Annotated in this window: 26 protein-coding genes, 2 pseudogenes and 1 riboswitch; of the genes and pseudogenes, 19 read left to right on the top strand and 9 right to left on the bottom strand. The window is 70.8% G+C overall.

The window, feature by feature from the left end; all coding sequences use genetic code 11:
- Nucleotides 1-52: 52 nt before the first annotated feature.
- Nucleotides 53-343 (bottom strand): GlsB/YeaQ/YmgE family stress response membrane protein, encoded by a 291-nt coding sequence (locus tag O7610_RS00165; RefSeq protein WP_289212413.1) that lies wholly within the window; start codon nt 341-343, stop codon nt 53-55.
- A 141-nt stretch (nt 344-484) separates the two neighbouring features.
- Between O7610_RS00165 and O7610_RS00160 the strand changes: the two genes are divergently transcribed.
- Nucleotides 485-697, top strand: a complete 213-nt coding sequence (locus O7610_RS00160; RefSeq protein WP_278167595.1) for a hypothetical protein — start codon at nt 485-487, stop codon at nt 695-697.
- A 6-nt stretch (nt 698-703) separates the two neighbouring features.
- Complete coding sequence (locus tag O7610_RS00155) at nt 704-907, top strand: hypothetical protein (protein WP_123600344.1); 204 nt, start codon at nt 704-706, stop codon at nt 905-907.
- Between the two features lie 54 nt (nt 908-961).
- On the opposite strand, the gene O7610_RS00150 is transcribed toward O7610_RS00155, so the two are convergent.
- Together O7610_RS00150 and O7610_RS30520 are read right to left on the bottom strand one after the other, a co-directional pair.
- Complete coding sequence (locus tag O7610_RS00150) at nt 962-1,291, bottom strand: SRPBCC family protein (RefSeq protein WP_281553742.1); 330 nt, start codon at nt 1,289-1,291, stop codon at nt 962-964.
- A gap of 3 nt (nt 1,292-1,294) precedes the next feature.
- Complete coding sequence (locus O7610_RS30520; protein WP_348650100.1) at nt 1,295-1,651, bottom strand: DUF6158 family protein; 357 nt, start codon at nt 1,649-1,651, stop codon at nt 1,295-1,297.
- A gap of 152 nt (nt 1,652-1,803) precedes the next feature.
- Between O7610_RS30520 and O7610_RS00140 the strand changes: the two genes are divergently transcribed.
- Together O7610_RS00140 and O7610_RS00135 are read left to right on the top strand one after the other, a co-directional pair.
- The gene (locus O7610_RS00140) at nt 1,804-2,274 is read left to right on the top strand and encodes a hypothetical protein (RefSeq protein WP_289212412.1); all 471 of its coding nucleotides are present in this window, start codon (nt 1,804-1,806) and stop codon (nt 2,272-2,274) included.
- A gap of 25 nt (nt 2,275-2,299) precedes the next feature.
- Nucleotides 2,300-2,629, top strand: coding sequence for a DUF3817 domain-containing protein (locus O7610_RS00135; protein WP_281553740.1), 330 nt, complete (start codon nt 2,300-2,302; stop codon nt 2,627-2,629).
- Nucleotides 2,630-2,754: 125 nt separating this feature from the next.
- Here O7610_RS00135 and O7610_RS00130 read toward each other — a convergent pair whose 3' ends face one another.
- Entirely contained in the window at nt 2,755-2,970 is a 216-nt protein-coding gene (locus tag O7610_RS00130; protein WP_281553739.1) for a DUF397 domain-containing protein, read from the bottom strand.
- Nucleotides 2,971-3,217: 247 nt separating this feature from the next.
- On the opposite strand from O7610_RS00130, the gene O7610_RS00125 reads away from it, so the two are divergent.
- Nucleotides 3,218-4,099, top strand: coding sequence for a helix-turn-helix domain-containing protein (locus O7610_RS00125; protein WP_281553738.1), 882 nt, complete (start codon nt 3,218-3,220; stop codon nt 4,097-4,099).
- 47 nt (nt 4,100-4,146) lie between these two features.
- Here the strand turns inward: O7610_RS00125 and O7610_RS00120 are convergent, their stop codons facing one another.
- Nucleotides 4,147-4,581 carry a DUF6232 family protein gene (locus tag O7610_RS00120; RefSeq protein WP_289212411.1) on the bottom strand — a complete coding sequence of 145 codons (435 nt, stop codon included), beginning with the start codon at nt 4,579-4,581 and terminating at the stop codon, nt 4,147-4,149.
- A gap of 569 nt (nt 4,582-5,150) precedes the next feature.
- Nucleotides 5,151-5,288: riboswitch (cyclic di-AMP (ydaO/yuaA leader) on the top strand.
- 10 nt (nt 5,289-5,298) lie between these two features.
- Between O7610_RS00120 and O7610_RS00115 the strand changes: the two genes are divergently transcribed.
- Nucleotides 5,299-6,258, top strand: coding sequence for a C40 family peptidase (locus O7610_RS00115; RefSeq protein ID WP_475054839.1), 960 nt, complete (start codon nt 5,299-5,301; stop codon nt 6,256-6,258).
- A gap of 124 nt (nt 6,259-6,382) precedes the next feature.
- Here O7610_RS00115 and O7610_RS00110 read toward each other — a convergent pair whose 3' ends face one another.
- Both O7610_RS00110 and O7610_RS00105 read right to left on the bottom strand, forming a co-directional pair.
- Complete coding sequence (locus O7610_RS00110; RefSeq protein ID WP_416553775.1) at nt 6,383-7,375, bottom strand: sigma-70 family RNA polymerase sigma factor; 993 nt, start codon at nt 7,373-7,375, stop codon at nt 6,383-6,385.
- Between the two features lie 418 nt (nt 7,376-7,793).
- On the bottom strand, nt 7,794-8,477 hold the full coding sequence (locus tag O7610_RS00105; RefSeq protein WP_281553736.1) for a dTMP kinase: 684 nt from the start codon (nt 8,475-8,477) through the stop codon (nt 7,794-7,796).
- Between the two features lie 274 nt (nt 8,478-8,751).
- Between O7610_RS00105 and O7610_RS00100 the strand changes: the two genes are divergently transcribed.
- From O7610_RS00100 to O7610_RS00060, 9 genes are all read left to right on the top strand, one after another.
- Nucleotides 8,752-9,042: a hypothetical protein gene (locus O7610_RS00100; protein ID WP_475053662.1), complete on the top strand. Its 291-nt coding sequence runs from the start codon at nt 8,752-8,754 to the stop codon at nt 9,040-9,042.
- Between the two features lie 29 nt (nt 9,043-9,071).
- Nucleotides 9,072-9,761, top strand: coding sequence for a metallophosphoesterase family protein (locus tag O7610_RS00095; RefSeq protein WP_281555481.1), 690 nt, complete (start codon nt 9,072-9,074; stop codon nt 9,759-9,761).
- A gap of 49 nt (nt 9,762-9,810) precedes the next feature.
- Nucleotides 9,811-9,954, top strand: coding sequence for a GPGG-motif small membrane protein (locus tag O7610_RS00090; protein WP_199757467.1), 144 nt, complete (start codon nt 9,811-9,813; stop codon nt 9,952-9,954).
- A gap of 147 nt (nt 9,955-10,101) precedes the next feature.
- On the top strand, nt 10,102-10,560 hold the full coding sequence (locus O7610_RS00085; RefSeq protein ID WP_289212410.1) for a TspO/MBR family protein: 459 nt from the start codon (nt 10,102-10,104) through the stop codon (nt 10,558-10,560).
- 163 nt (nt 10,561-10,723) lie between these two features.
- The gene (locus O7610_RS00080; RefSeq protein ID WP_289212409.1) at nt 10,724-12,070 is read left to right on the top strand and encodes an ABC transporter substrate-binding protein; all 1,347 of its coding nucleotides are present in this window, start codon (nt 10,724-10,726) and stop codon (nt 12,068-12,070) included.
- An 89-nt stretch (nt 12,071-12,159) separates the two neighbouring features.
- Nucleotides 12,160-13,224 (top strand): carbohydrate ABC transporter permease, encoded by a 1,065-nt coding sequence (locus O7610_RS00075; protein ID WP_289212408.1) that lies wholly within the window; start codon nt 12,160-12,162, stop codon nt 13,222-13,224.
- Nucleotides 13,225-13,229: 5 nt separating this feature from the next.
- Nucleotides 13,230-14,198: a carbohydrate ABC transporter permease gene (locus O7610_RS00070; protein ID WP_281553732.1), complete on the top strand. Its 969-nt coding sequence runs from the start codon at nt 13,230-13,232 to the stop codon at nt 14,196-14,198.
- 49 nt (nt 14,199-14,247) lie between these two features.
- A complete protein-coding gene (locus tag O7610_RS00065; protein WP_289212407.1) occupies nt 14,248-15,315 on the top strand; it encodes a LacI family DNA-binding transcriptional regulator in 1,068 nt (355 codons plus the stop codon).
- Nucleotides 15,316-15,451: 136 nt separating this feature from the next.
- The gene (locus tag O7610_RS00060; protein ID WP_289212406.1) at nt 15,452-17,128 is read left to right on the top strand and encodes a glycoside hydrolase family 13 protein; all 1,677 of its coding nucleotides are present in this window, start codon (nt 15,452-15,454) and stop codon (nt 17,126-17,128) included.
- On the opposite strand, the gene O7610_RS00055 is transcribed toward O7610_RS00060, so the two are convergent.
- Nucleotides 17,097-18,500 carry an MFS transporter gene (locus O7610_RS00055; protein ID WP_289212405.1) on the bottom strand — a complete coding sequence of 468 codons (1,404 nt, stop codon included), beginning with the start codon at nt 18,498-18,500 and terminating at the stop codon, nt 17,097-17,099. The genes O7610_RS00060 and O7610_RS00055 overlap by 32 nt on opposite strands.
- Before the next feature lie 101 nt (nt 18,501-18,601).
- Here O7610_RS00055 and O7610_RS00050 point away from each other — a divergent pair, with 101 nt between their 5' ends.
- The 4 genes and pseudogenes from O7610_RS00050 to O7610_RS00030 form a co-directional block, all read left to right on the top strand.
- The gene (locus O7610_RS00050) at nt 18,602-19,168 is read left to right on the top strand and encodes a hypothetical protein (RefSeq protein ID WP_289212404.1); all 567 of its coding nucleotides are present in this window, start codon (nt 18,602-18,604) and stop codon (nt 19,166-19,168) included.
- 2 nt (nt 19,169-19,170) lie between these two features.
- Nucleotides 19,171-19,823, top strand: a pseudogene (locus O7610_RS30515) (nucleotidyl transferase AbiEii/AbiGii toxin family protein).
- On the top strand, nt 19,820-19,948 hold the full coding sequence (locus O7610_RS00035) for a hypothetical protein (RefSeq protein WP_289212402.1): 129 nt from the start codon (nt 19,820-19,822) through the stop codon (nt 19,946-19,948). The pseudogene O7610_RS30515 and the gene O7610_RS00035 overlap by 4 nt, the downstream one beginning before the upstream one ends.
- A gap of 77 nt (nt 19,949-20,025) precedes the next feature.
- Nucleotides 20,026-20,745, top strand: a pseudogene (locus tag O7610_RS00030) (MFS transporter); the annotation flags it as partial.
- Here O7610_RS00030 and O7610_RS00025 read toward each other — a convergent pair.
- Nucleotides 20,734-26,166: an SDR family NAD(P)-dependent oxidoreductase gene (locus O7610_RS00025; RefSeq protein WP_289212414.1), complete on the bottom strand. Its 5,433-nt coding sequence runs from the start codon at nt 26,164-26,166 to the stop codon at nt 20,734-20,736. The pseudogene O7610_RS00030 and the gene O7610_RS00025 overlap by 12 nt on opposite strands.
- Nucleotides 26,167-26,184: the final 18 nt, after the last annotated feature.

Here is a 26,184-nt window from a genome sequence, read left to right as displayed (position 1 = left end):
CATGCCCGGAGCCGGCGCGACGGCCGGCTCCGGGATCGGCAGGGGGCGAAGGTCAGCGGGTGGCTCGACGTGGGGCGTCGGTCGGCCGGTGGCCGGTCACCCGGGCGGCGATCCAGACGAAGAACACCGCCAGCGCGACCTGGATCGCGTGCCGCAGCCAGTCGATCCCGGCGGTCTCGCCGATACCCAGCCAGGCGGCGATCACACCGCCGAGCAGGGCGGCGGCGATTCCGACGCCGATGGTCAGCCAGACCGAGATGTTCTGCCGCCCGGGTAGCAGCAGACGTCCCAGAGCGCCGATGATCGCGCCGGCGACGAGCGCCCACAAGATGGTGCCGATCATGAGTCCACCTCCTGGCCCGAGCGTAGGTGCCCGGATCGGACCGGGAGGGCGGAACGCCGACGGTCGCCAGGATGAAACCGGCGATCCGGCTCGGTGCGTGGACCGTTGTTTGCCGTGCCGCGTGCGGGGTAGCAGGCGAGGGTGACCGATGAGACGTCCCGTGCCGAGCTGTACGCGCTGCTCGACGACATCTACCTCGGCAAGGAACGGGTGAGCCGCGCCGAGATCGCCCGTCGGGCGGTCGCCGCTGAGCTACCCGCTCACCTGCTGACCAGGATCAACGCCCTGCCAGAAGGCGAATACGCCCAGGACGAGGCGGAAGAGGTCCTGCATTCCTCCACGGAAGGCGCCTGATCACTGATGGACGAACACCAGAACCGACCAGCCGCCGCCCTCGGCCAGACCCCGGACGGCCAGCCGCCCGAGGACGACCCGGACTTCGCCGGCGAGCACGACGACACGGCGGTCTCCCACGACATCATCGAAGGCACCGACCGGGACCGGGAGCCGGAGACGCCTCGCGGCTGGTCCGGGATGGAGAAGCCCGGGTTCACCGCCGACTGAAAATCCACCCCGGCGGCCATCCGGCGTTGACGACCGGTCGTTGACGACCGGTCGTCAACCGGCGTTCAGGTTGTCGGTGACCGCCCGGACCAGGCTGGTCAACGTCTCGTCGGCGAGCCGGGTCAGCTGCTCGTGCGGCAGGTCGCAATCCAGCTCCAGGTGGAGCATGGCACCACCCGCCTGCACCGGGTACACCTGCACCACGGCAGCCCACGGGCCGCCCGCCGTAGACCACCGGGCCTGCAGGTGGTCGCCGTGGGCGGGTTCCGCCGACGCCTGACGCAGCGGCCCCGGAAGCCAGGCGGCCCGGCGGTCGGGGTCGGTCGCGGTGCCGAACGCCACCTCAGGGGGCGCGGAGACACCGCGTTCGGCGTACGCGGGCACGACTCACCTCCCGTGCCGCAACCGTGCGGCCTCGACCTCGCGGCCCGGGTGCCGGGTGAGGTACTCGGTCTCCAGGTCGGCGGTGCGGTGCAGGTGGTTGGCCAGCGCCGCGTCGGTACCGTGCCGCAGCGTGTCCAGCCGGGTCCGGTGCAGGCTGCCGATCTCACGGAGCAGTTCGTCGTCGGCCAGCTCCACCGGGTCGATCCCGGTTTCGTCGATCGTGTCGACCCAGGTCTGGGCACCCGGTCCGCCCGGTGCCGACCAGGGCCGGTCGGCACCGGGCGGATGGTCCGGCCGGGGTTCGAATGGCCGACCGGCCGCTGCCGGGGAGTAACTGCCGTACCGCGCTGAATCCGTCATCTCCGGCCTCCGGGGAGTCGACGAGGCATTACCGTCGTAGGGTTCCCCTGCTGGCCGGCGGCAAACACCGGGCACCCGGCTTGCCGGCGGTCACGCACCTGACTACGACGGCTCGTCGGAGAAGCCGACGGCCGGCCGGTACGCTTCCCTGCATGCGGCAGCTGTGGACCCCGGCGTGGATCCTGCGGCACCTGGTGGCGGTGGCGCTGGTGACGGGCTTCCTCGCGCTCGGCTGGTGGCAGATCAGCCGGGCCGCCGCCGGTAACACGCTGAGCTGGGCGTACGCGGTGGAATGGCCGGTTTTCGCGGCGTTCGTGGTGTTCATCTGGGTCCGCGAGGTGCGCCAGGCCCGCCGGGCCGCACCCGGCTCGAACGACGGGTCGCCGTCGCCGCACAGCCGGGCACCGCACAGCCGGGCACCGCACAGCCGGGCACCGCACAGCCGGGCACCGCGGCGGAGCGGGCACCGGGACGAGGCGTTCGGCCGACCGGTACGGGTCCGGTCCACCGCCGGCGCGACCGTTGCTCCCGGCCTGGAGGATCCGGACCTGGCCGCCTACAACGACTACCTGGCCTGGCTGAACGCGAACCCGCACGCCAGGGCTGGCGACTACCCGGGCTGACCGGAAGAGAGAAGGACGGACGACAGTGTCAGGCGCACTCACCCGGTACCGACTGATCGCGTACGTGGTCGGCGTGGTGCTGATCCTGCTGATGGTGGTCGGCATGCCGTTGAAGTACCTGTTCGACCAGGCCATCGTGGTCGAGACGGTCGGGCCGGCGCACGGGTTCCTCTACATGGTCTATCTGGTCGCCGCGTTCGACCTGGCCCGACGGGCCAACTGGTCACTCGGCCGGATCCTGGCGATCATGCTGGCCGGGACGGTGCCGTTCGTGTCGTTCTACGCCGAGCGGGTGGTCGTCCGTTGGGCGGGCGGGCAACCGCGTACCGAGCCGGACAAGGTGTTCTCCGGCTGACACCGGGCGGGCGGTGGCCGGCTGACAGCGCCCCGGGCCGGGCCGGCACCGGTCGGGCCGACCCGGCCGGGGCGTACGGCCGACGTTGCCGGCGGCCGTGGTACCGAGCCATGTGCGGCGTCGGATCAACCCGTGGTGTGGCCGCCGGAGCTGGTCGGTGCACCGGACAGCCCGGCGACGAATGCCGACCAGGCAGCGGCCGAGAATTCCAGGTGCACTCCGGGGTCGGTGGAGTTGCGCACCCCGACCGCCGGGCCGATCTCGGCTACCTCAACGCAGGTCGTCGCCTCGCAGCGGCGACTCTTACGCCACGCCGGACCGGCAGTGCTGGTCACAGTCACCCAGACTCCTTAATAAGGATAAATCAGTAAATTTGCCATCAGAGCACGCAGGCAATCGGGCGGACTGTACCAGTTCTCGATCTTGCTGACGCGACTGGGCGACACCGGGAAAGCCGGCGGAACCGCCGTCCGGACCATGCGGAGGGGCCGGCCGTCCTTAGCAGACCTGACGGCGGCGGTGTAGCGTGCAACAGGGTGGCAACCAGCCAGGTAGCACACTGCTAGGCACTCCCCCGGAGCGTTTCCCATGTCTGCCCGACACCAGGGCCCGACCATCGGGCGTCGCCGGCTGCGTGCGGCGCTACGCCGGGCACGCGAGGCCGCCGCGCTGACCCAGGACTACGTCGCCGCTCAAATGGACTGGTCGCTGTCGAAGCTGATCCGGATCGAGTCGGGGTCGGTCAGCATCTCGACCAACGACGTCAAGGCCCTGCTGGACCTGTACGGCGTACGCGACCAGCAGCAGGTGCAGGATCTCGTCGAGTTGGCCCGGGCGGCACGACGGCGCGCCTGGTGGAGCGGATACAAGGACCGGGTGCCGGCCGCCTACGCGGCCTACATCGGTCTGGAGGCGGAGGCGTCGGCACTGCGCTACTTCCAGCCGATCAGCTTCCCCGGCCTGCTGCAGACCGAGGAGTACGCCCGCGCGGTGATCCCGGCCGACGGCCCGCACCACGTACCGGCAGCCGAGATCGAAGGACGGGTGCAGATCCGACTGGCCCGCCAGCACGAGGTGCTGTTCGGCGCGGACCCGCCGCAGATCGAGGTGATCATCGACGAGGCGGCGCTGCGCCGGATGACCGGCGGCCCGCGGGTGCTGCGCGAGCAGCTCCAGCACGTGGCGAAGATGTCCGCGGCGCCCCACATCACGGTCCGGGTGCTGCCGTTCACCGCCGGGAGCAACACGGTGCTCGGTCCGTTCGTCATCCTGCACTTCGCCGACCAGGCCGACGCCGATGTGGTGTACGTGGAGAGCGCTCTGGTCGAGGAGGTCATCGACCGGGCCGACGAGGTCCGGCCGTACCAGCATGTGTTCGACCGGCTACGGGCGGAATCCCTGTCGCCGGCCGACTCGGTGGCGATGCTGCACGACCTCGCCCGTCGACTGGACGGGCCGGATGCGGGCTGACCGACGTTGACCAGCCCGCCGACGACCGCCACGGCGGCCGGGCCCGCTCACCGCTGGTCGGGCATCCACGGCTCGATGGTGACCGGCTCGGACAGACCGGCCAGCCGGGACATCTCCCGGGCCCGCATCAACGCCCGGCTCACCTGGCCGTACTGGCGTTCGTCGTCGGTGCTGAACAGCAGCACCAGCAGTCCCTGGTGGCGGCCCCATAGTTCGTACGCCCGCGGCCGCAACCGGTCGCCGAGCCAGGCGACCGCCACCGGCACGAACGCAGCCGCCAGCATGGCGAGGTAGGCACCCGCGCTGACCTCATCCAACCCGCGGGTGTAGCCGACGGTCACCGCGACCGCCGTCAGGGTCACGGCGGTCACCACGATCACCCGGCCGGTGAGACGGTCGCGGGCACCTCGTGCGGTCCGGAGTTCGGTGAGGTCGCGGACGGCGAACCGCCGGCCGGCCACGACGAACCATTCACCGGTCACGCAGATACCGGGCTGCCGGTAGAAGGCCCGTCCGACACTGGGGCCGGACGGGGCGGGTACCGGGGAACCGCGTCGGGGTGGGGTCTGGCGAGTAGCACGCATAGCTGCCTCCGAAGGGCTCGTGCGGCGCTGACCTTGCGGGTCCATTGTGCAAACAGCAAGCTACTCGATGGAAGGTAGTCATTCTGCCACCTAGCAGAATGACGTACGGCAGGCCGCTTCCTGGATGACGAATCAGACCTTCCATCCCCATTTATCCGTATAGCACAATGACAACAACCGCGTAGACCGACTAATGACGCATTATTCGCAGTTGATCAACCGCCCGCCAATGACGACGCACCGCAGTCGACCGATTACACGAAGGCAGGGAGATGTTGCCCAGAGCAGCCAGCCGTCACATCCAGTAACTGTCACCGGGCCCCAGTCAGTTCCATGCCGCGGATCACGATCGCAGCACTTTCCGGGTCGCAACCCTTGCGGCTAAGTTGGACCGGCTGGTCCGGTCGCCAGTCACCGGGAAGCGGTGATGCCGGTCCAGTGCCGCCGAATCGCCGTAGCGAGATTACCTGGCGTTACAGCCAGTGATTCCACGGTCGCGATCCGGGGACCCACCGGCACCTGGGGTGAATCCGCGGTCCACCGCGGTAGGGCGAACTTCCCGCCCGAATCCGTCAGCTAACCCGGTAGGCGGCCAGGAAGAAGGGTTCTGCGTTCTTGTCAACAGCGCGGATTCTGCTGCGCACCCTGATGCTGACCGGCGTAAGCCTCGGCCTGGTGGTACCGGCGACCGCCGCGACCGCCCAGCCGACGGTCAGCGAACTCACGCAGCAGATCGACAAGGAATCCGAAGAGCTGGCCAAGGTCGTCGAGTCGTACAACCGGCTCAGGGAGGAGGCCAAGGCCACCCGGACGGCGGCCGAGGACATCGACGCCAAGCTCGGCCCGCTGCAGGCCGAACTCGCGGCAGCGCAGACCGAGGTCGGTCAGATCGCGGTCAACGCGTACAAGACCGGCGGGTTGAGCACCGCGACCGCCCTGCTCGACGGCACCTCCGGCAGCTTCATCCACCGGCTCGGCACCCTGGACCACCTGGCCCGGGACCGGCAGCAGCGGCTCAGCGAGTTCACCAGCACCCAACTGACCTACCTGGCCGAGCAGGAGAAGCTGCAGGCAGCCCTGAAGAAGCAGGACGCCCAGGTCAAGGAGCTCGCCGACCGCAAGAAGAGCATCGAAGCGGACATCGACGAGCTGATGGACAAGCGGGAACGGGCGTACGGTGCCGCGAGCGAGACCGGCTCGTCGTACACCGGGACCGTACCGTCGGTGTCCGGTGCCGCCGGCTCGGTCGTCGAGTTCGCCTACGGAGCCATCGGCAAGCCGTACGTCTGGGCCGCCAGCGGCCCGAACGGCTACGACTGCTCAGGCCTGACGCTCGCCGCCTGGCGTACCGCCGGCAAGAGCCTGCCGCACAACGCGGCGATGCAGTGGGACGTGGTCGCGAAGATCAACCGTGGCGCACTGCAGCCCGGTGACCTGGTGTTCTACAACGGTCTCGCCCACGTCGGCCTGTACGTCGGCGGTGGACAGGTGATCCACGCTCCCACCTTCGGCCGCACCGTCGAGCTGGCCAGCGTGGACATGATGCCACCGTACGGCTACGGCCGGGTCCGCTGACCCGGTCGCTCGCCCCGACGAACTGCCGACGGCCCGGCATCCGCTAGCGCGGATGCCGGGCCGTCGGCAGTTCGTCGGTAGTCTGTCGGTTCGTCGGCGGGTCAGGTCGCCTGCGGTCAGTTCGTCAGGCGGCCTGCAGCCCTTCTGCCCGGGCCAGCTCCCGCAGCCGGCCCAGTGCCTGGATCTCCAGCTGACGGATGCGCTCCCGGGACAGCGAGAAGCGCGACGCGACCTCGGTCAGCGAGTGCTCCCGCCCGTCCTCCAGGCCGTACCGGGCCCGCATGATGCCGGCGGACCGGTCGTCCAGGTGGTTGAGCAGACCCTCGATCCGCTGCCGCTCCAGCCCGGTCAGCACGATGTCCTCCGGCGACGGGGCGTCGCTGTCGGCCACCAGGTCGCCCAGGTTGGTGTCGCCGTCGTCGCCGACCGGGGTGTCCAACGACACCGTGTCCTGCGACCACCGCACCAGCTCGTGCACCCGTTCGACCGGCACGCCGAGCGAGGCGGCGATCTGCTCCGGCTCGGGGTCCGAACCGAGCTCGCGGGTCAACTGGCGGGCGACGTTGCGCATCCGGTTGACGTCCTCGACAAGGTGCACCGGAAGCCGTACGGTCCGCTCCTGCTGGGCGATCGCCCGGCTGATGGCCTGCCGGATCCACCAGGTCGCGTAGGTGGAGAACTTGAAACCACGCTCGTAGTCGAACTTCTCCACCGCGCGGACCAGACCGGTGTTGCCCTCCTGGATCAGGTCCAGCATCGGCATCCCGGACCGGACGTAGCGGCGGGCGATCGACACCACCAGACGCAGGTTGGCCCGGATGAACAGGTCCTTCGCCCGCTCGCCCTCGACGACCAGCCGCTCCAACTCCTCGCGGCTCACCCCGGCCCGCGGCACACCCTGCTCCAGCAGGTGTTCCGCGTACAGGCCGGCCTCGATCGCCTTGGAGAGGTCGACTTCCCGGGCCGCGTCGAGAAGCGGCGTGCGGGAGATCTCATGCAGGTAGACGCCAACGAGGTCCCGCTCCTCGGCGACCTCGTCGGTCCGCAAAGCCATCGTCTTCTCCACGTTGCTCACGGTCCCCTCGTTAACCCCACGTCGTGCCCTGTCACCTGCGATGCGCATCTCCATCAGCCTCTCCCCCGTCACGTCTGCCTCCGATCCGGCGAACCTGATGTGGCAGGCCCCGCCGTATGGCGCCGACACCTACACAACAGATGAGACGCGTCAGGGATTCCGTCTCGTGAGTCGAAGCTGACACGATTGCCTGAATAATTGCTGTGAACGGGATTGGCGTTTCCTGCCAGGCTCCTCGATCGCCGCGCCGCGTCGGGCCGGCCGACGGCCCGATTCATTGAGGTCGGCGGGGTGTGGCAGGCTTCCAGCACACCACGACACCTGGCAAGGCGCAGCGATTCCCGTCACTACCCCTCCTGCGATCCTCGTCACTGCCCGCCGGCCGGTTGGTCCTGGCCAGGAGTACGGCCCGAGCGGGTTGCACGGTTCATCACCGCCCGGGCAGGCACCGACGATCGGGTCACGACGCGCGCGAATCGTCCTGATCCGGCCACCACGACGCGCCGGCCGGCCGCCCGTCGGTCAGCCGCCCGTCGGTCAGCCGCTGCCGGATCTTTGCAGCGACCTGGGCGGCCGGGCCCCGGGCGTCGATCACCACGAACCCGGCGGCCTCCGGCAGCGACCCGTAGGCCGCCGCGCTGGTCGCCAGGAACTCCAGCGACTCGTGGTCGGTGCCCCGAGCGTCGATCCGACGGGCCGCTTCGGCGGGCGGCAGCCAGAGCAGGAACGTCACGTCCGGTCGGGGAAACACCCGGTACGCCAGCCGGGCGAGCCGTTCCCAGCGGCCGGCGCCGTGGGTGCGGATGCTGGCGTACTGGCATACCGCGTACCGGTCCATCACCGCGATCACTCGACGCGAGCCGAGCACCGACCGGGCGATCGCGAGCCAGCGCAGCAACGCCTCCAGGAACATCAGCCCGCCACGGCCGACCATCCGCCGGGCATCCGGGCGGCCGATCCGGACCGCGAACCGGTCGAGCCAGCGTCGACCGCCGGCGTTGCGCCAGTACCGGGCGGGCCGGCCGGCGGCGGTCAGCGCCTCGGCCAGCAGGTGCGCCTGAGTGGTCTTGCCGACCCCGTCGATGCCCACCAACGCGATCCGTCGCAGCCCGTCCGGCGGCGACCAGGCCGGATCGGCGTCCACTGTGCTCCCTGCGGGGTCCGGTGGCGGGCATGGCGGCACGGCTGACGACGTGGACTGTACGGGCGACAGCGGGCGAGACGCGGGCCGGGACGGTGATGGTGGTGACGGTGGCGCATGGGTCACTGTGACGAGCACCTTCCCAACGGTAGCGAGCACGTGCACGTCGTCACCCCGCTCGCCCACTGCCACGCGCCGCGCCGCGCCCGCACGCACGAACCGGCCGGGAACGGGTATGCCACCGACGTGCACCCGACGACAGCCAGGAGGTGGGGCAATGACCCGGACATCGGGGCAGTCGATGCGACAGACCGGGCCGGACCGGCTGGACGGCTACACCGAGGCGGCGGTGCAGCGGATGCTCAGCGAGCACGCCGACATCGCCGAGCAGGGGGTGGGTGTCTCCCGCCGGGACCACAGCCTGGCGCTGTGCGGCGAGGTCGAGAGCGCCCACCGGCGGGCGGAGATCGTCCGGCTGGTGGCCGAGCGCTTTCCCGGCGTACGCCTGATCGTCGACATCGTCGTCAGTCGGACCACCGCGCCCACCGAGGCGGAGGAGTTGTCGTGATCCGCGTCGCGGCTGTCGGAGACGTGCACATGGACAGCGACGTGCTGGGCCGGTTCCGGCCGGCGTTGGCGCAGCTCGGCGACCGGGCCGACGTCCTACTGCTGGCCGGCGACCTGACCCGCCACGGAACGGAGTCGCAGGCGCGGTGCGTGGCCGACGAGTTCGGGGATCTGCCGGTCCCGGTGGTGGCGGTGCTGGGCAATCACGACCACCACTGTGACCAGGTGCCGCAGCTGGTCGGGATACTCAACGACGCGGGGGTCACGGTGCTTGACGGCGACGGCGTGGTGGTGGACTGCCCCGGCGGCCGGCTCGGGGTGGCCGGGGTCAAGGGGTTCGGCGGCGGGTTCGCCGGGCGGTGCGCCAGCCGGTTCGGTGAGCCGGAGATGAAGGCGTTCGTCGCCACCACGGCGGACGCCGCCGACCGGCTAGGGGCGGCGCTGGTCGACCTGGACTGCGATGTACGGGTGGCGTTGACCCACTATTCGCCGGTGCCGGAGACGCTCACCGGCGAGCCGCCCGAGATCTACCCGTTCCTCGGCTCCTACCTGCTGGCCGAGGCGATTGACGCGGCACCGACCGACCTGGCGGTGCACGGTCACGCCCATTTCGGCACGGAGCGGGGCACTACACCCGGAGGGGTACAGGTCCGTAACGTCGCCCATCCGGTGATCAAACAGGCGTACAGCGTGTATTCGCTCGCCGGGTCGGTCCCTTGACCAGACCGGTGAAGGTTTCCGTCGCCGGTCGCAAGGGTATTCAGCGGCCATGGAGCTACTTCTCTGGATTCTCGCAGTCGTCCTGGTCGTCGCCGGCGTTCTCGCGCTGTTCCGTCGGCAACTGCTCTGGGGCATCGTACTGATCGTCGTCGGGCTGCTCGTCGGTCCCGGCGGCGTGAGCCTGTTCGCTTGACGGTGCCGGGCGAACCCCCGGCTCCTTCGACCGACATCGACCTGACCACATCGACCCCGAGCCTGCCGGGGCCGCCGGAACCGGCCCGGTCCTCCCCACCGTGGACCGGCGCCGGCGGCCCCGGCCTGATCTGTTCCTGGAGTCGCGATGCGCTCGTGGTGGGGTTTCCCGGTGTTCCTCGGCCTGGTGGCGGCGGCCGCAGCGGTCGGGGCGTTCGCCGCCCGCGACGCCGGTTCCCGTTACGCCGAACTGGTCCAGCCGTCCTGGGCACCGCCGTCCTGGCTGTTCAGCCCGGTTTGGACCATCCTGTACGTGCTGATCGCCGTCGCCGGATTCACCGTCTGGCGGCGCGCCGGCGTCGGCCTGGCGATCGCCAGTTGGCTGGCCCAACTGGTGCTCAACGCCGCCTGGACACCGCTGTTCTTCGCCGCCGGCCGGTACGGTCTGGCGTTCGCTGAGATCGTGCTCCTCTGGCTGCTCGTCGGTGGCACCGTGGTGCTGTTCTGGCGGGTGTGGCGACCAGCCGCCCTGCTGATGGTCCCGTACTGGGGCTGGGTCACCTTCGCCGCCGCGCTGAACCTGTCCATCTGGCAGCTCAACAGCTGAGTAGCGGGTCAAGGTTTCCGAATCGTTACTGGCTCGTAGCTGGTCAGGACTGGACGCGCTTCCATTGCAAGCGCTTACATATGAAGACGCCCAGACAGCAACCGACCGGCGCAGCCAGACCGCAGGGACGCGGGGCCCGCCGGCTAGGAAGGGAGAACGCTCCATGGCGGTCTTCACCAGACCACGCCAGGCCTTCGCGCTCGCCAGCGTGCTCGGGCTGGCCCTCGCCTCGACGGCGTGTGTTTCCGACAGCGGCACCAGCGCGGACCCGGATTCCGAGGAATGCGCCCCATACAGTGACTACCAGGGCAACGACGGCACCGAGGTGACGATCTACGCCTCGATCCGTGACGCCGAGGCGGACCTGCTCGAGCAGTCCTGGAGCGAGTTCGTCGACTGCACCGGCATCGACATCCGCTACGAGGGCAGTGGCGAGTTCGAAGCCCAGCTGCAGGTGCGGGTGGACGGCGGCAACCCGCCGGACATCGCCTTCATCCCGCAGCCCGGCCTGCTCGGGCGGTTCGCCGAGGCCGGCCAGCTGCAGGCCGCCTCCGACGAGACCAAGGCGATGGCCGAGGCCAACTACAGCGAGGACTGGCTGGCGTACGGCACGGTCGACGGCACCTTCTACGGCGCCCCGCTCGGCTCCAACGTCAAGTCCTTCGTCTGGTACTCGCCCAGCATGTTCGCCGACAACGGCTGGACCGTGCCGGAGACCTGGGACGAGCTGATCGCGCTCAGCGACGAGGTCGCCACCACCGGCACCAAGCCGTGGTGCGTCGGGGTCGAGTCCGGTGACGCCACCGGCTGGCCGGCCACCGACTGGATCGAGGACATCATGCTCCGGACCCAGACGCCGGAGGTCTACGACCAGTGGACCACCCACGACATCCCGTTCAACGACCCGCGGGTCGCCGAGGCCGTCGACCAGGCCGGCTCGATCCTCAAGAACGAGGAGTACGTCAACGGCGGCTTCGGTGGCGTGGACAGCATCACCGCGACCTCGTTCCAGGATGCCGGCACCCCGATCCTCGACGGTGACTGCGCGCTGCACCGGCAGGCCAGCTTCTACGCCAACCAGTGGCCGGAGGGCACCGAGGTGGCCGAGGACGGCGAAGTCTTCGCGTTCTACTTCCCGACCAACGACCCGAGCGCCGGCCAGCCGGTCCTCGGCGGTGGCGAGTTCACCGTGGCCTTCGCCGACCGGCCCGAGGTCCAGGCGGTGCAGACCTACCTGGCCTCGCCGGAGTACGCCAACAGCCGGGCCTCGCTCGGCAACTGGGTGTCGGCCAACAGCGGGCTGGACATCGCCAACGTGGAGAACCCGATCGACCGGCTCTCCGTGGAGATCCTGCAGGACGAGAACACCACGTTCCGCTTCGACGGTTCGGACCTGATGCCGGCCGCGGTCGGCGCGGGCACCTTCTGGCGCGGCATGGTGGACTGGCTCAGCGGCCAGAGCACCGCCGAGACCCTCGACTACATCGAAGGCTCCTGGCCGACCAGCTGACACCACGCGGCCGGCCCACCCACGAGCACACCGGGGGTGGGCCGGCCGCGCCATAGCTGGCTCCGGTCGACGATCCGTTGGGAGGGCGGATGTACTTCGACTTCGCTGAGCAGTACCCGAAGCTGTTGATGCTGCTGTACGGCCTGATCGCGTTTGTGGTGATCGTCGGCGGCATGCTGCTGTTGCTCGACGCGGTGCCGAGCTGGTTCGCCCGCCGACGGGAGCAGCGGCTGATCGCGGCCAGCGCCGGCGGTGGTGGCGGATCGATGCCGATCGGCCGACCCCGGCGCGGCGGCGAAGGCCTGTTCGGCCTGTTCTTTCTGCTGCCGGCCCTGCTGCTACTCGGCATCGGGCTGGTCATTCCGGCCCTGCGCACCACCGTCCTGTCGTTCATGGACGGACGCAGCGAGAACTGGGTCGGCCTGGAGAACTACCGCTGGATGTTCTCCCAGGACGAGATCATCCAGGTGCTGACCAACACCCTGATCTGGGTGATCCTGGTGCCGACGGTGGCGACCGCGATCGGCCTGCTCTACGCGATCATGGTGGACAAGGCCCGGTTCGAGGCGCTGGCCAAGTCGCTGGTCTTCATGCCGATGGCGATCTCCTTCGTCGGCGCCAGCATCATCTGGCGGTTCGTCTACGCGTACCGGGGCGGCGAACAGGAGCAGTACGGCCTGCTCAACTACCTGGTCACCCTGTTCGGCTTCGAGCCGCAGCGCTGGCTGCAGCTCAACGCCCCGCTGAACACGCTGCTGCTGATCGTGGTGATGATCTGGATCCAGGCCGGGTTCGCGATGGTGGTGCTCTCCGCCGCGATCAAGGCGATCCCGGCCGACATCATCGAAGCCGCCCGCCTAGACGGGGTGAACGCCTGGCAGATGTTCTGGCGGGTCACCATGCCGAGCATCCGCCCGGCGCTGATCGTCGTGGTGGTGACCATCTCGATCGCCACCCTGAAGGTCTTCGACATCGTCCGGACGATGACCAACGGCAACTACGACACCGGTGTGATCGCCAACGAGATGTACAACCAGGCGTTCCGTTACGGCCAGAACGGCTACGGCTCGGCCCTGGCGGTGTTCCTGTTCGTGCTGGTCATCCCGATCGTCATCTACCAGATCCGTAACCTGCGCAAGCAGCGGGAGGTGTGACACCCGTGACCACCACCACGCCCCCCGTGGCCGCTCCGGCCAGCAGCGGGGAGGAACGGCCCCGTACCCGGGTCGGCCGGGTCCGCAAGCGGCTCAACACCCCGACGGCGACGATCGTCGCGATCGTCATCGCGGTGATCTGGACCATTCCGACCTTCGGTCTGTTCGTCTCCTCGTTCCGACCGGCTGAGGAGATCCGGACCACCGGTTGGTGGACCTTCTTCACCAACCCGCAGGTCACCCTGCAGAACTACCAGGACGTACTGTTCGGCCGGTCCTCGTCGTCCGGGCAGTTGTCCAGCTACTTCATCAACTCACTGGTGATCACCATCCCGTCGGTGCTGTTCCCGCTGGCCTTCGCGGCACTGGCCGCGTATGCGCTGGCCTGGATCAACTTCCGCGGCCGGGACCTGATCTACATCTGCATCTTCGCGCTTCAGATCGTGCCGCTGCAGATGGCGCTGGTGCCGTTGCTGCGGTTCTTCTCGCAGGGCACCACCATCGGCGGCGTCACCATCACCCCACCCTGGGGGCTGGACAGCTACGAACGCTATGTCCAGGTCTGGTTCGCGCACACCTGCTTCGCCCTGCCGCTGGGGGTGTTCCTGCTGCACAACTTCGTGTCGCAGCTGCCCAAGGACCTGATGGAGGCGGCCCGGGTCGACGGGGCCAGCCACCCGAAGATATTCCGGACCATCGTGCTGCCGCTGATCGCCCCGGCGCTGGCCGCGTTCGGCATCTTCCAGTTCCTCTGGGTCTGGAACGACCTGCTCGTCGCGTTGATCTTCGCGGGTGGTGAGAGTCGGGTGGCGCCACTGACGGTACGGCTGGCCGAACTCGCCGGCACCCGAGGTGACCAGTGGCAACGCCTGACGTCCGGTGCCTTCGTCTCGATCATCGTGCCGTTGATCGTCTTCCTCTCCCTGCAGCGGTATTTCGTCCGAGGGCTGCTGGCCGGCAGCGTCAAGGGCTGACCAAGGGCTGACGCCGCCCGCGACCGCGCGGATGGCGAGGTGATGATCCATGACCAGAATCGACGACGTCGCCCGGCTGGCCGGGGTCTCCACCGCGACCGTCTCGCGGGCCCTGCGGGGCCTGCCGACGGTCACCGAGGCGACCCGGCTGCGGGTCCTCGACGCCGCCGCGCAACTCGGGTACATCGCCTCGCCCAGCGCATCGCGGCTGGCCGGCGGCAAGACCCGCGCCGTCGCCGTCGTGGTGCCCCGGATCACCCGCTGGTTCTTCAGCACCGTCGTCGAAGCCGCCGAGAACACGCTGCAGGAAGCCGGCTACGACCTGCTGCTGTACAACCTCGGCGGGCGGGAGAACGCCCGGCAGCGGATGATGCTGCACACCGCCAGCCTGCGCCACCGGGTGGACGCGTTGATGCTGGTCGCCACCCCGCTGCACCGGTCCGACTTCGCCGCCATCTCCGCGTTGGGCATGCCGGGGGTGACGGTCAGCTCCGGCACCGGCGTACCCGGCTGGCCCAGCATCCGGATCGACGACGTGGCCGCCGCCCGGACCGCCACCGGCCACCTGATCGGGCTCGGGCACCGGCGGATCGCCCACATCTCCGGCAACTCCGGCGAAGAACTGGCCTTCACCGCCCACCTGGACCGTCGCCGCGGCTACCGGGAGGCGCTGGTCGCGGCCGGCCTCACCCCGGACCCGGCGCTGGACGTGGAGGGCGACTTCACCATCGCCGGCGGCGGGCTGGCCACTACCGAACTGCTGCGCCGCGGCCCGGTGCCGACCGCGATCTTCGCCGCCTGCGACGAGATGGCGCTCGGCGCCATCGCCGTACTGCGGCAGGCCGGACTGCGGGTGCCGGCCGACGTCAGCGTGATCGGCATCGACGACCACGACGTGGCCCGGGTGGTCGGGCTGACCACCGTCGCCCAACCCGCCGCCGAGCAGGGCCGACTGGCCGCCGGCACGCTGCTCGGCCCACTGGCCGCCGGAACGCTGCCCGGCCCGCTCGCAGCCGGCCCACTTGCCGGCACCGCCGCCGCGCCGACCGACGCGGTGATCCTGCCCACCCGGCTGGTGGTCCGCGAGTCGACCGCGCCACCCAGGGAAACGGGGTGACCGCCACCCCGGGAAACCGGGTGACCACACCGGCGGACCTGGTAGACCCACGTACGAGGCACCGGTCGACCCGCTGACAGGAGCGTTCCTGGCAGCGGGGAAGCCCGCCAACCGAGCTGAGCTGAGGAGCACACTGGTGAACACGCCATCGACCCGTACCCGTGACGGTGCCGGCACCGAATGGTGGCGGGAGGCGGTCATCTACCAGATCTACCCGCGGTCGTTCGCCGACTCCGACGGCGACGGCATCGGTGACCTGCCCGGCGTCGTCGCCCGACTGGACGACCTCGTCGCCCTCGGCGTCGACGCGATCTGGCTGTCACCGTTCTACCCGTCGCCGCAGGCCGACGCCGGCTACGACGTGGCCGACTACCGCGACGTCGACCCGATCTTCGGCCGGCTGGCCGACGCCGACCGCCTGATCGCCGAGGCCCACGACCGGGGGCTGCGGGTGATCGTCGACCTGGTGCCGAATCACACGTCGTCGGCGCACCCCTGGTTCGTCGAGGCGCTCGGCGCCGAGCCGGGCAGCCCGGCCCGGGACCGGTACATCTTCCGCGACGGCCGCGGCCCACATGGGGACCAGCCGCCGAACAGCTGGCGGTCCGTCTTCGGCGGCCCGGCCTGGACCAGGACCGACAACCCGGACGGTACGCCGGGCCAGTGGTATCTGCACCTGTTCGACGCCGGCCAGCCCGACCTCAACTGGGACTCGACGCAGGTCCGCGACGAGTTCGTGGCCATCCTGCGGTTCTGGCTGGACCGGGGCGTCGACGGCTTCCGGGTCGACGTGGCGCACGGCCTGGTCAAACAGGCCGACCTGGCCGACTGGCACTACCCGGAGGAAACCACCTCCGGCAATCACGTCGACCAGCCCCGGCCGCCGATGTGGGACCAGGACGGCGTACACGAGATCTACCGGCAGTGGCGGTCGGTGCTGGACGCGCACCCCGGTCAGCAGATCCTGGTCGCCGAGGCGTGGGTGCAGCCGGCGGAGCGGCTCGCCGCGTACGTCCGGCCGGACGAGATGCACCAGGCGTTCAACTTCGAGTACCTGGAGGCGGCGTGGACCTCCGAGGCGCAGCGTACGGTGATCGAACGGTCGTTGGCCGCCACCGAGGCCGTCGGCGCGCCCACCACCTGGGTGTTGTCCAACCATGACGTGCTGCGCCACGCCACCCGGCTGGCGCTGCCGATCGGCGCGGCCCGGCCGCGCGGCATCGGCGCGAACGACCCGCAGCCGGACACCGCGCTGGGGCTGCGCCGGGCCCGCGCCGCCACCCTGATGATGCTGGCGCTGCCCGGCTCGGCCTACCTCTACCAGGGTGAGGAGCTGGGTCTGCCGGAGCACACCACGCTGCCGGACGAGGTCCGGCAGGACCCGACCTGGCGGCGCACCGACCACACCGAGCGGGGTCGGGACGGCTGCCGGGTGCCGATCCCGTGGGAGGCCGACAGCCCGTCGTACGGGTTCGGGCCGACCGACGCCAGCTGGCTGCCGCAGCCACCGGTGTGGGCCGAGTACGCCCTCGACCGGCAGCACGACGTGCCGGGGTCGACCTACGAGCTGTACCGGACGGCGCTGCGGCTGCGCCGCGAGCTGGGGCTCGGCGCCGGCCGGCTGCGGTGGCTGGAGTCGCCGGAGGACGTGCTCGCCTGCTGCGTCGACGAGGTGACCGTGGTGACGAACTTCGGTGTCGAGCCGGTGTCGCTGCCGCCGGGCACCGAGCCGCTGATCGCCAGCGGTCCGCTGACCGGCAGCGGCCGGGTGCCGACCGACGTCACCGTCTGGGCCCGGCAGCGCGTTCGCTGAGCAGGGTGTGCACGTCGGCGATGTCGCCCGGCGCCGACCGGGACGCCAGCCAGTACATGATCCCGGTCGGGATGAAGAACAGCTGGAACACGGCCAGGCCGACGGCGTAGTTCAACGGCGGCGGGACGACACCGCCGACGGCCCGCAGGGCGACCGGCAGCAACGCGTTGCCGGTCGCCCGCCCCACCCCGTTGACCAGGTTGCCGAGGCTGTAGACGGTGCCCCGGTGCTCCGGCGGGTTGACGTCGGCGATCAACGCGAACCAGTTCGGCGAGTTCGCCGACGTCAACGCCAGGGCGAGCAGCGCGGTGAGGAAGCTCAGCCCGATCGTCGGCTCGGTGAACACCCCGCCCAGCACGGCGGCGGTCACCGCACCGGCACCCGCGCCGTCCGGCACGTCGATGCGCATCGGGACGAAGAACAACACCAGGTAGAACGGCACCGCGGCGAGGATGCCGACCGCCGCGACCAGGGCCCGACCCCGGGGGGTACGCCGTTGCAGCCGGTCGCCGACCAGCCCACCGACGATCGACAGCGCGCCGCCGAGTTGGAACAACGTGGCGAAGACGCTGCCGACGATGATCGCCGTACCGGCGGTGTAGCCCTGCTCCTCGGCGCGGGCCCGGAACAGCGCCGGCAGCCAGACCAGCGAGCCGAACGCCACCTGGGCGGTGAGCCCTTGCGCCACCAGCCAGACGTTGGTCCGCCGCCGGGCGATCGTCGGCAGGTCGGCCCGGCTGATCCGGTGCTCGTACTCACCACCGGCGGCGAACCGGCCGGCCAGCTCCGGCTGGCTCTGCCCGCGCCGCACGTCGACGGTGAACAGGTACGCGACCGTGGCGACCAGCCCGGCGGCGGCGAGCACCAGGAACGGCCGCCGCCAGTCGGCGTGCCCGAGCAGCCCGCCGAGCAGGGTGCCGGCCAGCGTGCCGACGCCCTGCGACAGCCCCCAGAAACTCATCACCAGGCCCCGCCGGCCGGGGGTGATCAGGTCGCTGACCACGGAGAAGCCGACCGAGGCGACCGCGCCGAGGCCGACGGCGGCGACGAGCTGCGCGGCGAAGAACACCGGGTAGCTGCCGGCGAGGGCGGTACCGGCCGCGCCGAGCCCCCAGATCACCGTACCGGCCATCAGCAGCGGTTTACGGTCGCCGTGGTCGCCGACGTACGCCCAGCCGACCGCGGCGATCGCGCTGACCAGGAACGTCGCGGCGGTGACCGCGCCGATCGCCCCCTCCGGTACGGCGTACGTGTCGGCGATGCTGCCGTACAGCGGCGGGACCAGGCCGATCGCCACGTTGTCCAGCGAGGCGAGCACGATGAACACGACGACGCTGTAGACGCGGTGCACCCGCCCGCCGGTCAGCGACATGCCGATGAGTATGAGTCAGCGCGCCGTCGATCGGTGCGCGGGCCACCGTCAGCAGAGCAGAATGTCCAGCACGCTTGGCCCAGCCTGATAGGCTTCTCTGCGTGGGTCAGCACTCCGAGGACGATCTGCGTGCGTTGGTCGCGACCTACGAGGCGACCAGGTCGGCCGCTCTGACCTCACGAGACGAGCAGTTGCGGGCGTTCCACGCGGCCGGCTGGCGGCCGGTGGACCTGCAGCGGGTAACCGGATACAGCCGGGAGACGATCCGCCAGGCCCTGCGACCGGAGGTCCGGCAGGCGGCCAACCGCAGCCGACGCAAGACCGCACCGCAGCCGCCAGCGGACTACCGCCCCTACGGGGACCGCAAGCCCTACATCGTGGCCGACAACCTCACCGCGCTGACCGGCCCGACCGCAGGCGTGGTCACCCTTCCCCGGCATATGGACTGGTCCGGCAACGCGGAGTACGACCTGAGCCGGCCCGCTCGCCTCGCCAGTATGTACAAGGTAGTGCTCGCCGAGGCCGCCACGGTCGACGACCTGAACACCTGGATCAACGCCGACCTGCTCCGGCGGCTGTGGCCCACGCTATGGCTGCCGCCCCAACTGCGGCGACTCTGGGAGGAGACCTTCCCCGAACTTGTCGCCATCGACACGAACGCCGCATAGCAGTGGACGCCTTCCACGAACGACTCGCCCGCACCGGGCTTGCCGCCGCCCGCCGGTACGGTTTCGCACTCGCCGGCGGCTACGCCGTCCAAGCCGCCGGCCTGCTCGAACGCCCCAGTGAGGACGTCGACCTGTTCACGGCCTGGGACCGCCGCGACGAATTCAGCACCGCAGTCACGGCCGTCGTGGATGGCTACCGCGACGACGGACTGACCGTCGACATTGAGCGACGTACGACACGTTCGCCCGGCTGACGGTCTCCGACAGCACCCGTGTCTCGAAGGTGGAGCTGGGTGTGGACTGGCGCGCCAACGAACCCATCCTCATGGCGATTGGACCGGTGCTCCACCCTGACGACGCGGTCACGAACAAGATGAGCGCTCTCTACGGGCGAGCATACGCCCGCGACTTCATCGACATCGACGCCACGCTCCGATCCGGCCGCTACACCCAGGAAGCCCTCCTCGATCTCGCACAGCACGCCGACCGCGGCTTCGACCGACGCATCTTCGCCGACGCGCTGGGACAAGCCAGTCGGCTCGATCCCGACGAATTCGCTCCGTACGGCGTCACCGACCAGGCGCTGGACGACCTCCGCGATCAGTTCGCCGCATGGCGCCGCAAGCTACTCGACGGGCAGCACCCAACGTCTTGACCCGCAAGGTCGTCGAGGCCGGCGGCGAGTTGACACGTCCGTTGCGACCGGATTTCGGCATTGATATGTCCGGCGACGCGACTCGCGTCTGTTTTCCGCTGGGCGCGAACCTACTGGCGGTGTGACCGACGGTTGGAATGCTATCGGGATGGCCGTTCGGGAAGCCCTGCCGTCGTTCGTCCGGTCGTCGCCCTACTGGCCGGTGGTCAGGCATCGGATCCTGCGCCGGCTGCTTCCCGGGTTCGGTTTGTCGTATGTGGGCGAGGGCATGAGCCTGCTCGCGGTCAGTTGGCTCGCGATCCAGTTGGCGCCTGAGCGCAGCGCCGGTGTCTGGGTGGCGGTGGCGGTCGCCGCATACACACTGCCGGGTGCGCTCGGCAGCGTGTTGTTCGGCCGACTGCTGAACGGTCGCAGTGGTGCCCAACTGGCGGCGTGGGACGCTGTCCTGCGGGCGGTGGTACTGGCGATGATCCCGGTGGTGTACCTCGCCGGAGCACTCGACATCGCGCTGTACACCGTGCTGTTGGGGCTTTCCTCGCTGTTGCGGTCCTGGGGATCGGCGGGCCGGTTCACCCTCATTGCCGAACTGCTGCCACAGGAACACCGGCTGGCAGGCAATGCGCTCATTGGCCTGTTCGCCGAGGCGTCGATGCTGGTCGGTCCGGCATTGGCGGCGATCCTCATCGGTGTCGGCGGTCCGGTCCTCGTCATCGCCGTCACCGCCGCGACCTTCGCGGTCCTCGCGATCACCTACCTGCTCGCCGTGCCGAGGACCGCCCGAGCCCCGATCGAGCAGCGGCAGGCGTCCAGCCTGGCCGGCTTCACCGCGATCTGGCGCGACCGCACCCTGTTGGGCCTGGCCGCCCTGACCTTCGGCTTCTTCTTCCTCTACGGACCGGTGCAGGTGGCGCTACCGATCCACGCCGTAGGAGTACCCGACGTCGACCGGGTCGAGGTCGGGGTCGGCACGCAGCGCTGCGACCAGCGCGGCAGCCTGGTCCGGCAACGCCTCCCGGGTTCGCGCCGACACCAGCAGCGGCAGCATCGGCCCGGCCGGCCGCTGCGCCTGTTGGGGCGGCTGACCGTGCGCCTGCGCCCCGGCCACGGCGGGGTCCGCCTCCTCCAGGATCAGGTGCGCGTTGGTGCCGCTGCGCCCGAAGGACGACACCGCGGCCCGGCGCGGACGCTCGCCCGCCGGCCAGGGCACCGACTCGGTGAGCAGCCGCACCTGGCTGTCGGCCCAGTTCACGTGTGGGGACCGGTCGTCGGCGTGCAGCGTCCGCGGCAGCACGCCGTGCCGCAGGGCGAGCACCATCTTGACGACCCCGGCGACGCCGGAGGCCGACTGGGTGTGGCCGATGTTCGACTTGACCGATCCCAGCCACAGCGGCCGGTCGCGGTCCTGCCCGTACGTGCCCTGCAGGGCCCGCACCTCGATCGGATCGCCGAGCCGGGTGCCGGCGCCGAAGCCCTCGACCGCGTCGACCTCGTCCGCGCGTAGCCCGGCGGTCGCCAGCGCCCGCCGGATCACCTTCTCCTGGGCCGGCCCGTTGGGCGCGGTCATCCCGTTGGAGGCACCGTCGGAGTTGACGGCGGAGCCCCGTACCACGGCCAGCACCTGGTGGCCGTTGCGTCGGGCGTCGGAGAGCCGCTCCACCACGAGCACACCGACGCCCTCGGCCCAGCCGATCCCGTCGGCCGCCGCCGAGAACGACTTGCAGCGCCCGTCGGTGGCCAGCCCGCCCTGCTGGTCGAAGTCGACGAAGGTGGCCGGGGTCGAGATCACCGTCACCCCGCCGGCGAGCGCCAGCGAACAGTCACCCTGGCGCAGCGCCTGGATAGCCCAGTGCAGCGCGACCAGGGAGGACGAGCAGGCGGTGTCCACCGACACCGCCGGGCCCTCCAGGCCCAGCAGGTAGGCCACCCGGCCGGAGACGATGCTCTGCGACAGGCCGACCCCACGGAACGCGGCGGCGTGTTCCACCGATCCGAACATGCCGGGGTCGTAGTCGGGCTGCATCACTCCGGCGAACACACCGGTGGTGCTGCCGCGCAGCGAACGCGGATCGATGCCGGCCCGCTCGATCGCCTCCCACGAAGCCTCCAGCAGCAGCCGCTGCTGCGGGTCCATGACGGTCGCCTCGTCGTCACTGATGCCGAAGAAGCCGGCGTCGAAGTGGGTGGCGTCGGCGACGAACCCGCCCTGGCGGGAACCCGCGCCGGAGTCGTGGCTGAACCATCCTTCGATGTCCCAGCCCCGATCGGTGGGGAACGACGAGATCCCGTCGTCGCCGGCGGTCAGCAGCCGCCACAGGTCCTCGGGCGAGCTGACCGCGCCGGGCAGTCGGCAGCTCATGCCGACGATGGCGATCGGTTCGTCCGCCGACACCGGGGCCTGGTCGGGCTCTGCCACGGACGGTTCCTCCGCGTCACCGACGAGTTCCTCGGCGAGGTGGTCGACCAACGCCATCGGGGTCGGGTTGTCGAACACCAGGGTCGCCGACAGCTGGACCCCGGTGGCGACACTGAGCCCGTTGCGCAGCTCGACCGCGGTGAGGGAGTCGAATCCCAGGTCCTGGAACGCCCGGTCCAGCTCGATGCTCTCCGGGGCACTGTGCCCGAGCGCCTGCGCCACCTGCGCGCGAACCAGCTCCCGCAGGGTGTTCCCCCGGTCCTGGACCGACATCGCGGCCAACCGTTGACTGAACGTGCCGGTGGCGTCGCCGGGGGCGGCGACGGCGCGGCGCGGCGCTGGGACGAGGGCCCGGAACAGATCCGGCAGCGCGTCCCCCTGCCGGCGAAGGACCGTGAGGTCGAGCCGGATGGGGGCGAGGAACGGTTCCGGCGACATCCAGGTGGCGTCGAACAGCGCCAGCCCTTCCGCGCCGCTGATCGGGACGAACCCGGTACGGGCCACCTGCGGCAGTTCGGCGGCGGTGACGTGACCGGCCATCCCGGTGCCGGTGCCCCACATGCCCCAGGCGAGGGAGACCCCGGCCAGGCCGCTGGCCCGCCGATGGGCGGCCAGCCCGTCCAGGAAGGTGTTCGCGGCGGCGTAGTTGCCCTGCCCCATCCCGCCGAGCACGCCGGAGGCGGAGGAGAACAGCACGAACGCGGCCAGGTCCATCCCGGCGGTCAGCTCGTGCAGGTGCCACGCGGCGTCGACCTTCGGCCGCAGCACGGCGTCGATCCGCTGCGGCGTCAGCGTGTCGATCGTGCCGTTGTCCAGCACCCCGGCGGCGTGCACGACCGCAGTGAGCCGGCGTCCGGCGACAAGCGCCGCTGCCGCGTCCCGGTCGGCGACGTCGCCGGCGACCAGCTCGACCTGGGCGCCCAGCCCGGTCAGCTCCTCGACGAGTTCGTCGGCGCCTTCGGCGGCCGCACCGCGCCGGCTGACCAGCAGCAGGTCCCGTACGCCGTGCGTGGTGACCAGGTGCCGGGCGATCAGCCGGCCGAGGCCACCGGTGGCCCCGGTGACCAGCACCGTGCCGGCGGCGACGTCGGCCGGTACCGCGTCGGCCGCAGCCGCGTCCGCTCTGCGCAGCCGGGCCACCCGTACCGCCCCGTCCCGGACCACGACCTGGGACTCCCCGGCCGCCAGCACCTTCGGCAGCAGCGTCACCGCGTCCTGTTCGGCGTCGGTGTCCACCAGCACGATCCGACCCGGATGCTCGGTCTGCGCGGACCGGATCAGCCCCCACACGGCTGAGCCGGCCAGGTCGGTGACGTCCTCGCCGGGCAGCGCCACGGCCCGCCGGGTCAGCACCACCAGCCGGGTGCCGGCGAACCGGGGCTCGGCCAGCCAGGTACGCAGCGCGGTGAACGCCTCCACGGTGCCGGCGCGGACCGCTTCGGGCGTACCGGCGCCGGCGCCGGACACGGCGGCGTGACGGTGCAGCACCACCGCCGGGACCTCGGCGCCGGCGGTCACGCCGGCCAGGTCGGCGACGGTGACCGGGGCACCGGCCGGCAGCGCCACCGGCGTCCAGTCGACGGTGAACAGCGCGTCGCGGTACGGCCCACTGTCGGCGGCGGCCAGTTCCGCCGCCACGACCGGGCGCAGCACCAGCGAACCGACCGAGGCGACCGGCGTACCCGTGCCGTCGGCCAGCAGGATCGACACGCCGCCGTCGGCCGAGCGGCTGACCCGGATCCGGGCGCTGGCCGCGCCGGCGGCGTACACCTCGACGTCGCGCCACTGGAACGGCAGGGCCGCCTCCTGCCCGGCCAACCCGCTGCGGCCGACCGCCTGCAGGGCCGCGTCCAGTAGTGCCGGGTGCAGCCCGAACCGGTTCACCTTGCCCCGTGCCTGATCCGGCACGCTGATCTCGGCGTACAGGTCGTCGTCGCGGCGCCAGGCGTTCCGCAGCCCCTGGAAGGTCGGTCCGTAGACCAGTCCACGTTCGGCGAACTCGTCGTAGACGCCGGCCAGGTCGACCGGCTCGGCGCCGTCCGGCGGCCAGGAGGTCAGCTCGGCACCGGTGGGCGGCCGACGCGGCACCAGGGTGCCGGTCGCGTGCGGCGTCCAACGGCTGTCGTCCGTACCGTCGTCGGTCCTGCTGTGCACGACCAGCGACCGGGCTCCGGAGTCGTCGGGCCCGCCGAGCGTGATCTGGATCTGCTGCGCGTCCCGGGCCGGCAGCACCAGCGGGGCCTGCAGGACGAGGTCGGCGATCCGGCCGCAGCCGACCCGTTCCCCGGCGTGTGTGGCGAGTTCGACGAAGCCCGCGCCGGGGAACAGGACGGTCTCGCCCACCCGGTGGTCGGCCAGCCAGGGCTGGTTCGCCACCGACAGCCGCCCGGTGAGCACCATGCCGTCGTTGGCCGCGAGCATGACGGCGGCGCCGAGCAGCGGGTGGTTGGCGGGGGCGAGCCCCATCGAGACCGGGTCACCGGTCAGCGGGGAGGCGGTCAGCCAGTAGCGCTTGCGCTGGAACGGCACAGCCGGTGGATCCTCGACCGAGCCGTCGGCCGGCACCGGGCCGGCCGCCAGATCCGCCGGCGCCTCCTCCAGGATCACGTGCGCGTTCGTCCCGCTCAACCCGAACGACGACACCCCGGCCCGACGCGGTCCGTCGGTACCCGGCCACGGCCGCGCCATGGTCAACAGCCGCACCCCACCCGCCGACCAGTCCACATGCGACGAGGGCTCCGACACGTGCAACGACCGGGGCAGCAACCCCGCCCGCAACGCCATCACCATCTTGATCACACCACCCACACCCGCCGCCGCCTGCGCGTGACCGATGTTCGACTTCAACGACCCCAACCACAACGGACGATCCGCGTCCCGACCCTGCCCGTACGTCGCCAGCAGCGCCTGCACCTCGATCGGGTCGCCCAGTTCGGTGGCCGTACCGTGGCCGTCGACCGCGTCGACCTGGTCGGCGGACATGCGGGCGTTGGCCAACGCCTGCCGGATCAGCCGCTGCTGAGCCGGACCGTTCGGCGCGGTCAGCCCGTTCGACGCGCCGTCGGAGTTGGCCGCGGAGCCGCGTACCACGGCGAGAACGCGGTGGCCGTTGCGGCGCGCATCGGACAGCCGCTCGACGAGCAGCACCCCGACGCCCTCGGCCCAGGCCGGCCCGTCGGCGTCGTCGGAGAAGGAACGGCACCGGCCGTCACGCGACTGGGTGTCCTCGAGGTTGAACTCGACGAAGGTCTGCGGGGAGGCCATCACCGACGACCCGCCGGCGACAGCGAGGGAGCACTCCCCCCGACGCAGCGACTGTACAGCGAGGTCGAGCGCCACCAGGGACGACGAGCAGGCGGTGTCGAGCGTGATCGCCGGTCCTTCGAAACCGAAGTGGTACGAGACCCGCCCGGACACCACCCCCGACGACCCGTAACTGCCGGGATAGTTGTGGTACATGACCCCGGCGAAGACGCCGGTCTGGCTGCCGCGTACCGACGCCGGGGCGATACCGGCGCGTTCGAACGCCTCCCAGGTGCTTTCCAGCAGCAACCGCTGCTGGGGGTCGATCAGCAGGGCGTCGCGGGGGGCGATGCCGAACCAGTCGGCGTCGAAGTCGCCCGCGTCGTAGAGGAACCCGGCCTGCCGTACGTAGGTCGTGTTGGGCCGGGTGCCGTCGGGGTCGTAGAGCCGGTCCAGGTCCCAGCCCCGGTCGGTGGGGAACCCACCCATCGGATCGACCTCGTCGACCAGCAGCCGCCACAGCCCTTCCGGACTGGTCACCCCACCGGGGAACCGGCACGCCATGCCGATGATGGCGATCGGCTCGTGTGCTGCCTCGGTGAGCTGGCGGCTGTGCTCGCGGAGTCGCTCGTTCTCCTTCAGCGACGCGCGGAGAGCGTCGACGATCCTCTGGTCCGCCTGCGTCATGTCTATCTCACACCTCTC

It is taken from the genome of Solwaraspora sp. WMMA2065, assembly GCF_030345075.1.
Lineage (GTDB): Bacteria > Actinomycetota > Actinomycetes > Mycobacteriales > Micromonosporaceae > Micromonospora_E.
The sequence above is the reverse complement of the archived record's forward strand: the minus strand, read 5'-3'. Positions and strand labels throughout refer to the sequence as shown.

Bases quoted from the DNA above. Each gene is read 5' to 3' on its own strand.
- O7610_RS00165 (WP_289212413.1), bottom strand. From the start codon at position 343: ATGATCGGCACCATCTTGTGGGCGCTCGTCGCCGGCGCGATCATCGGC.
- O7610_RS00155 (WP_123600344.1), top strand. From the start codon at position 704: ATGGACGAACACCAGAACCGACCAGCCGCCGCCCTCGGCCAGACCCCG.
- O7610_RS30520 (WP_348650100.1), bottom strand. From the start codon at position 1,651: ATGACGGATTCAGCGCGGTACGGCAGTTACTCCCCGGCAGCGGCCGGT.
- O7610_RS00140 (WP_289212412.1), top strand. From the start codon at position 1,804: ATGCGGCAGCTGTGGACCCCGGCGTGGATCCTGCGGCACCTGGTGGCG.
- O7610_RS00125 (WP_281553738.1), top strand. From the start codon at position 3,218: ATGTCTGCCCGACACCAGGGCCCGACCATCGGGCGTCGCCGGCTGCGT.
- O7610_RS00100 (WP_475053662.1), top strand. From the start codon at position 8,752: ATGACCCGGACATCGGGGCAGTCGATGCGACAGACCGGGCCGGACCGG.
- O7610_RS00095 (WP_281555481.1), top strand. From the start codon at position 9,072: ATGGACAGCGACGTGCTGGGCCGGTTCCGGCCGGCGTTGGCGCAGCTC.
- O7610_RS00090 (WP_199757467.1), top strand. From the start codon at position 9,811: ATGGAGCTACTTCTCTGGATTCTCGCAGTCGTCCTGGTCGTCGCCGGC.
- O7610_RS00085 (WP_289212410.1), top strand. From the start codon at position 10,102: ATGCGCTCGTGGTGGGGTTTCCCGGTGTTCCTCGGCCTGGTGGCGGCG.
- O7610_RS00080 (WP_289212409.1), top strand. From the start codon at position 10,724: ATGGCGGTCTTCACCAGACCACGCCAGGCCTTCGCGCTCGCCAGCGTG.
- O7610_RS00075 (WP_289212408.1), top strand. From the start codon at position 12,160: ATGTACTTCGACTTCGCTGAGCAGTACCCGAAGCTGTTGATGCTGCTG.
- O7610_RS00065 (WP_289212407.1), top strand. From the start codon at position 14,248: ATGACCAGAATCGACGACGTCGCCCGGCTGGCCGGGGTCTCCACCGCG.
- O7610_RS00055 (WP_289212405.1), bottom strand. From the start codon at position 18,500: ATGTCGCTGACCGGCGGGCGGGTGCACCGCGTCTACAGCGTCGTCGTG.
- O7610_RS00025 (WP_289212414.1), bottom strand. From the start codon at position 26,166: ATGACGCAGGCGGACCAGAGGATCGTCGACGCTCTCCGCGCGTCGCTG.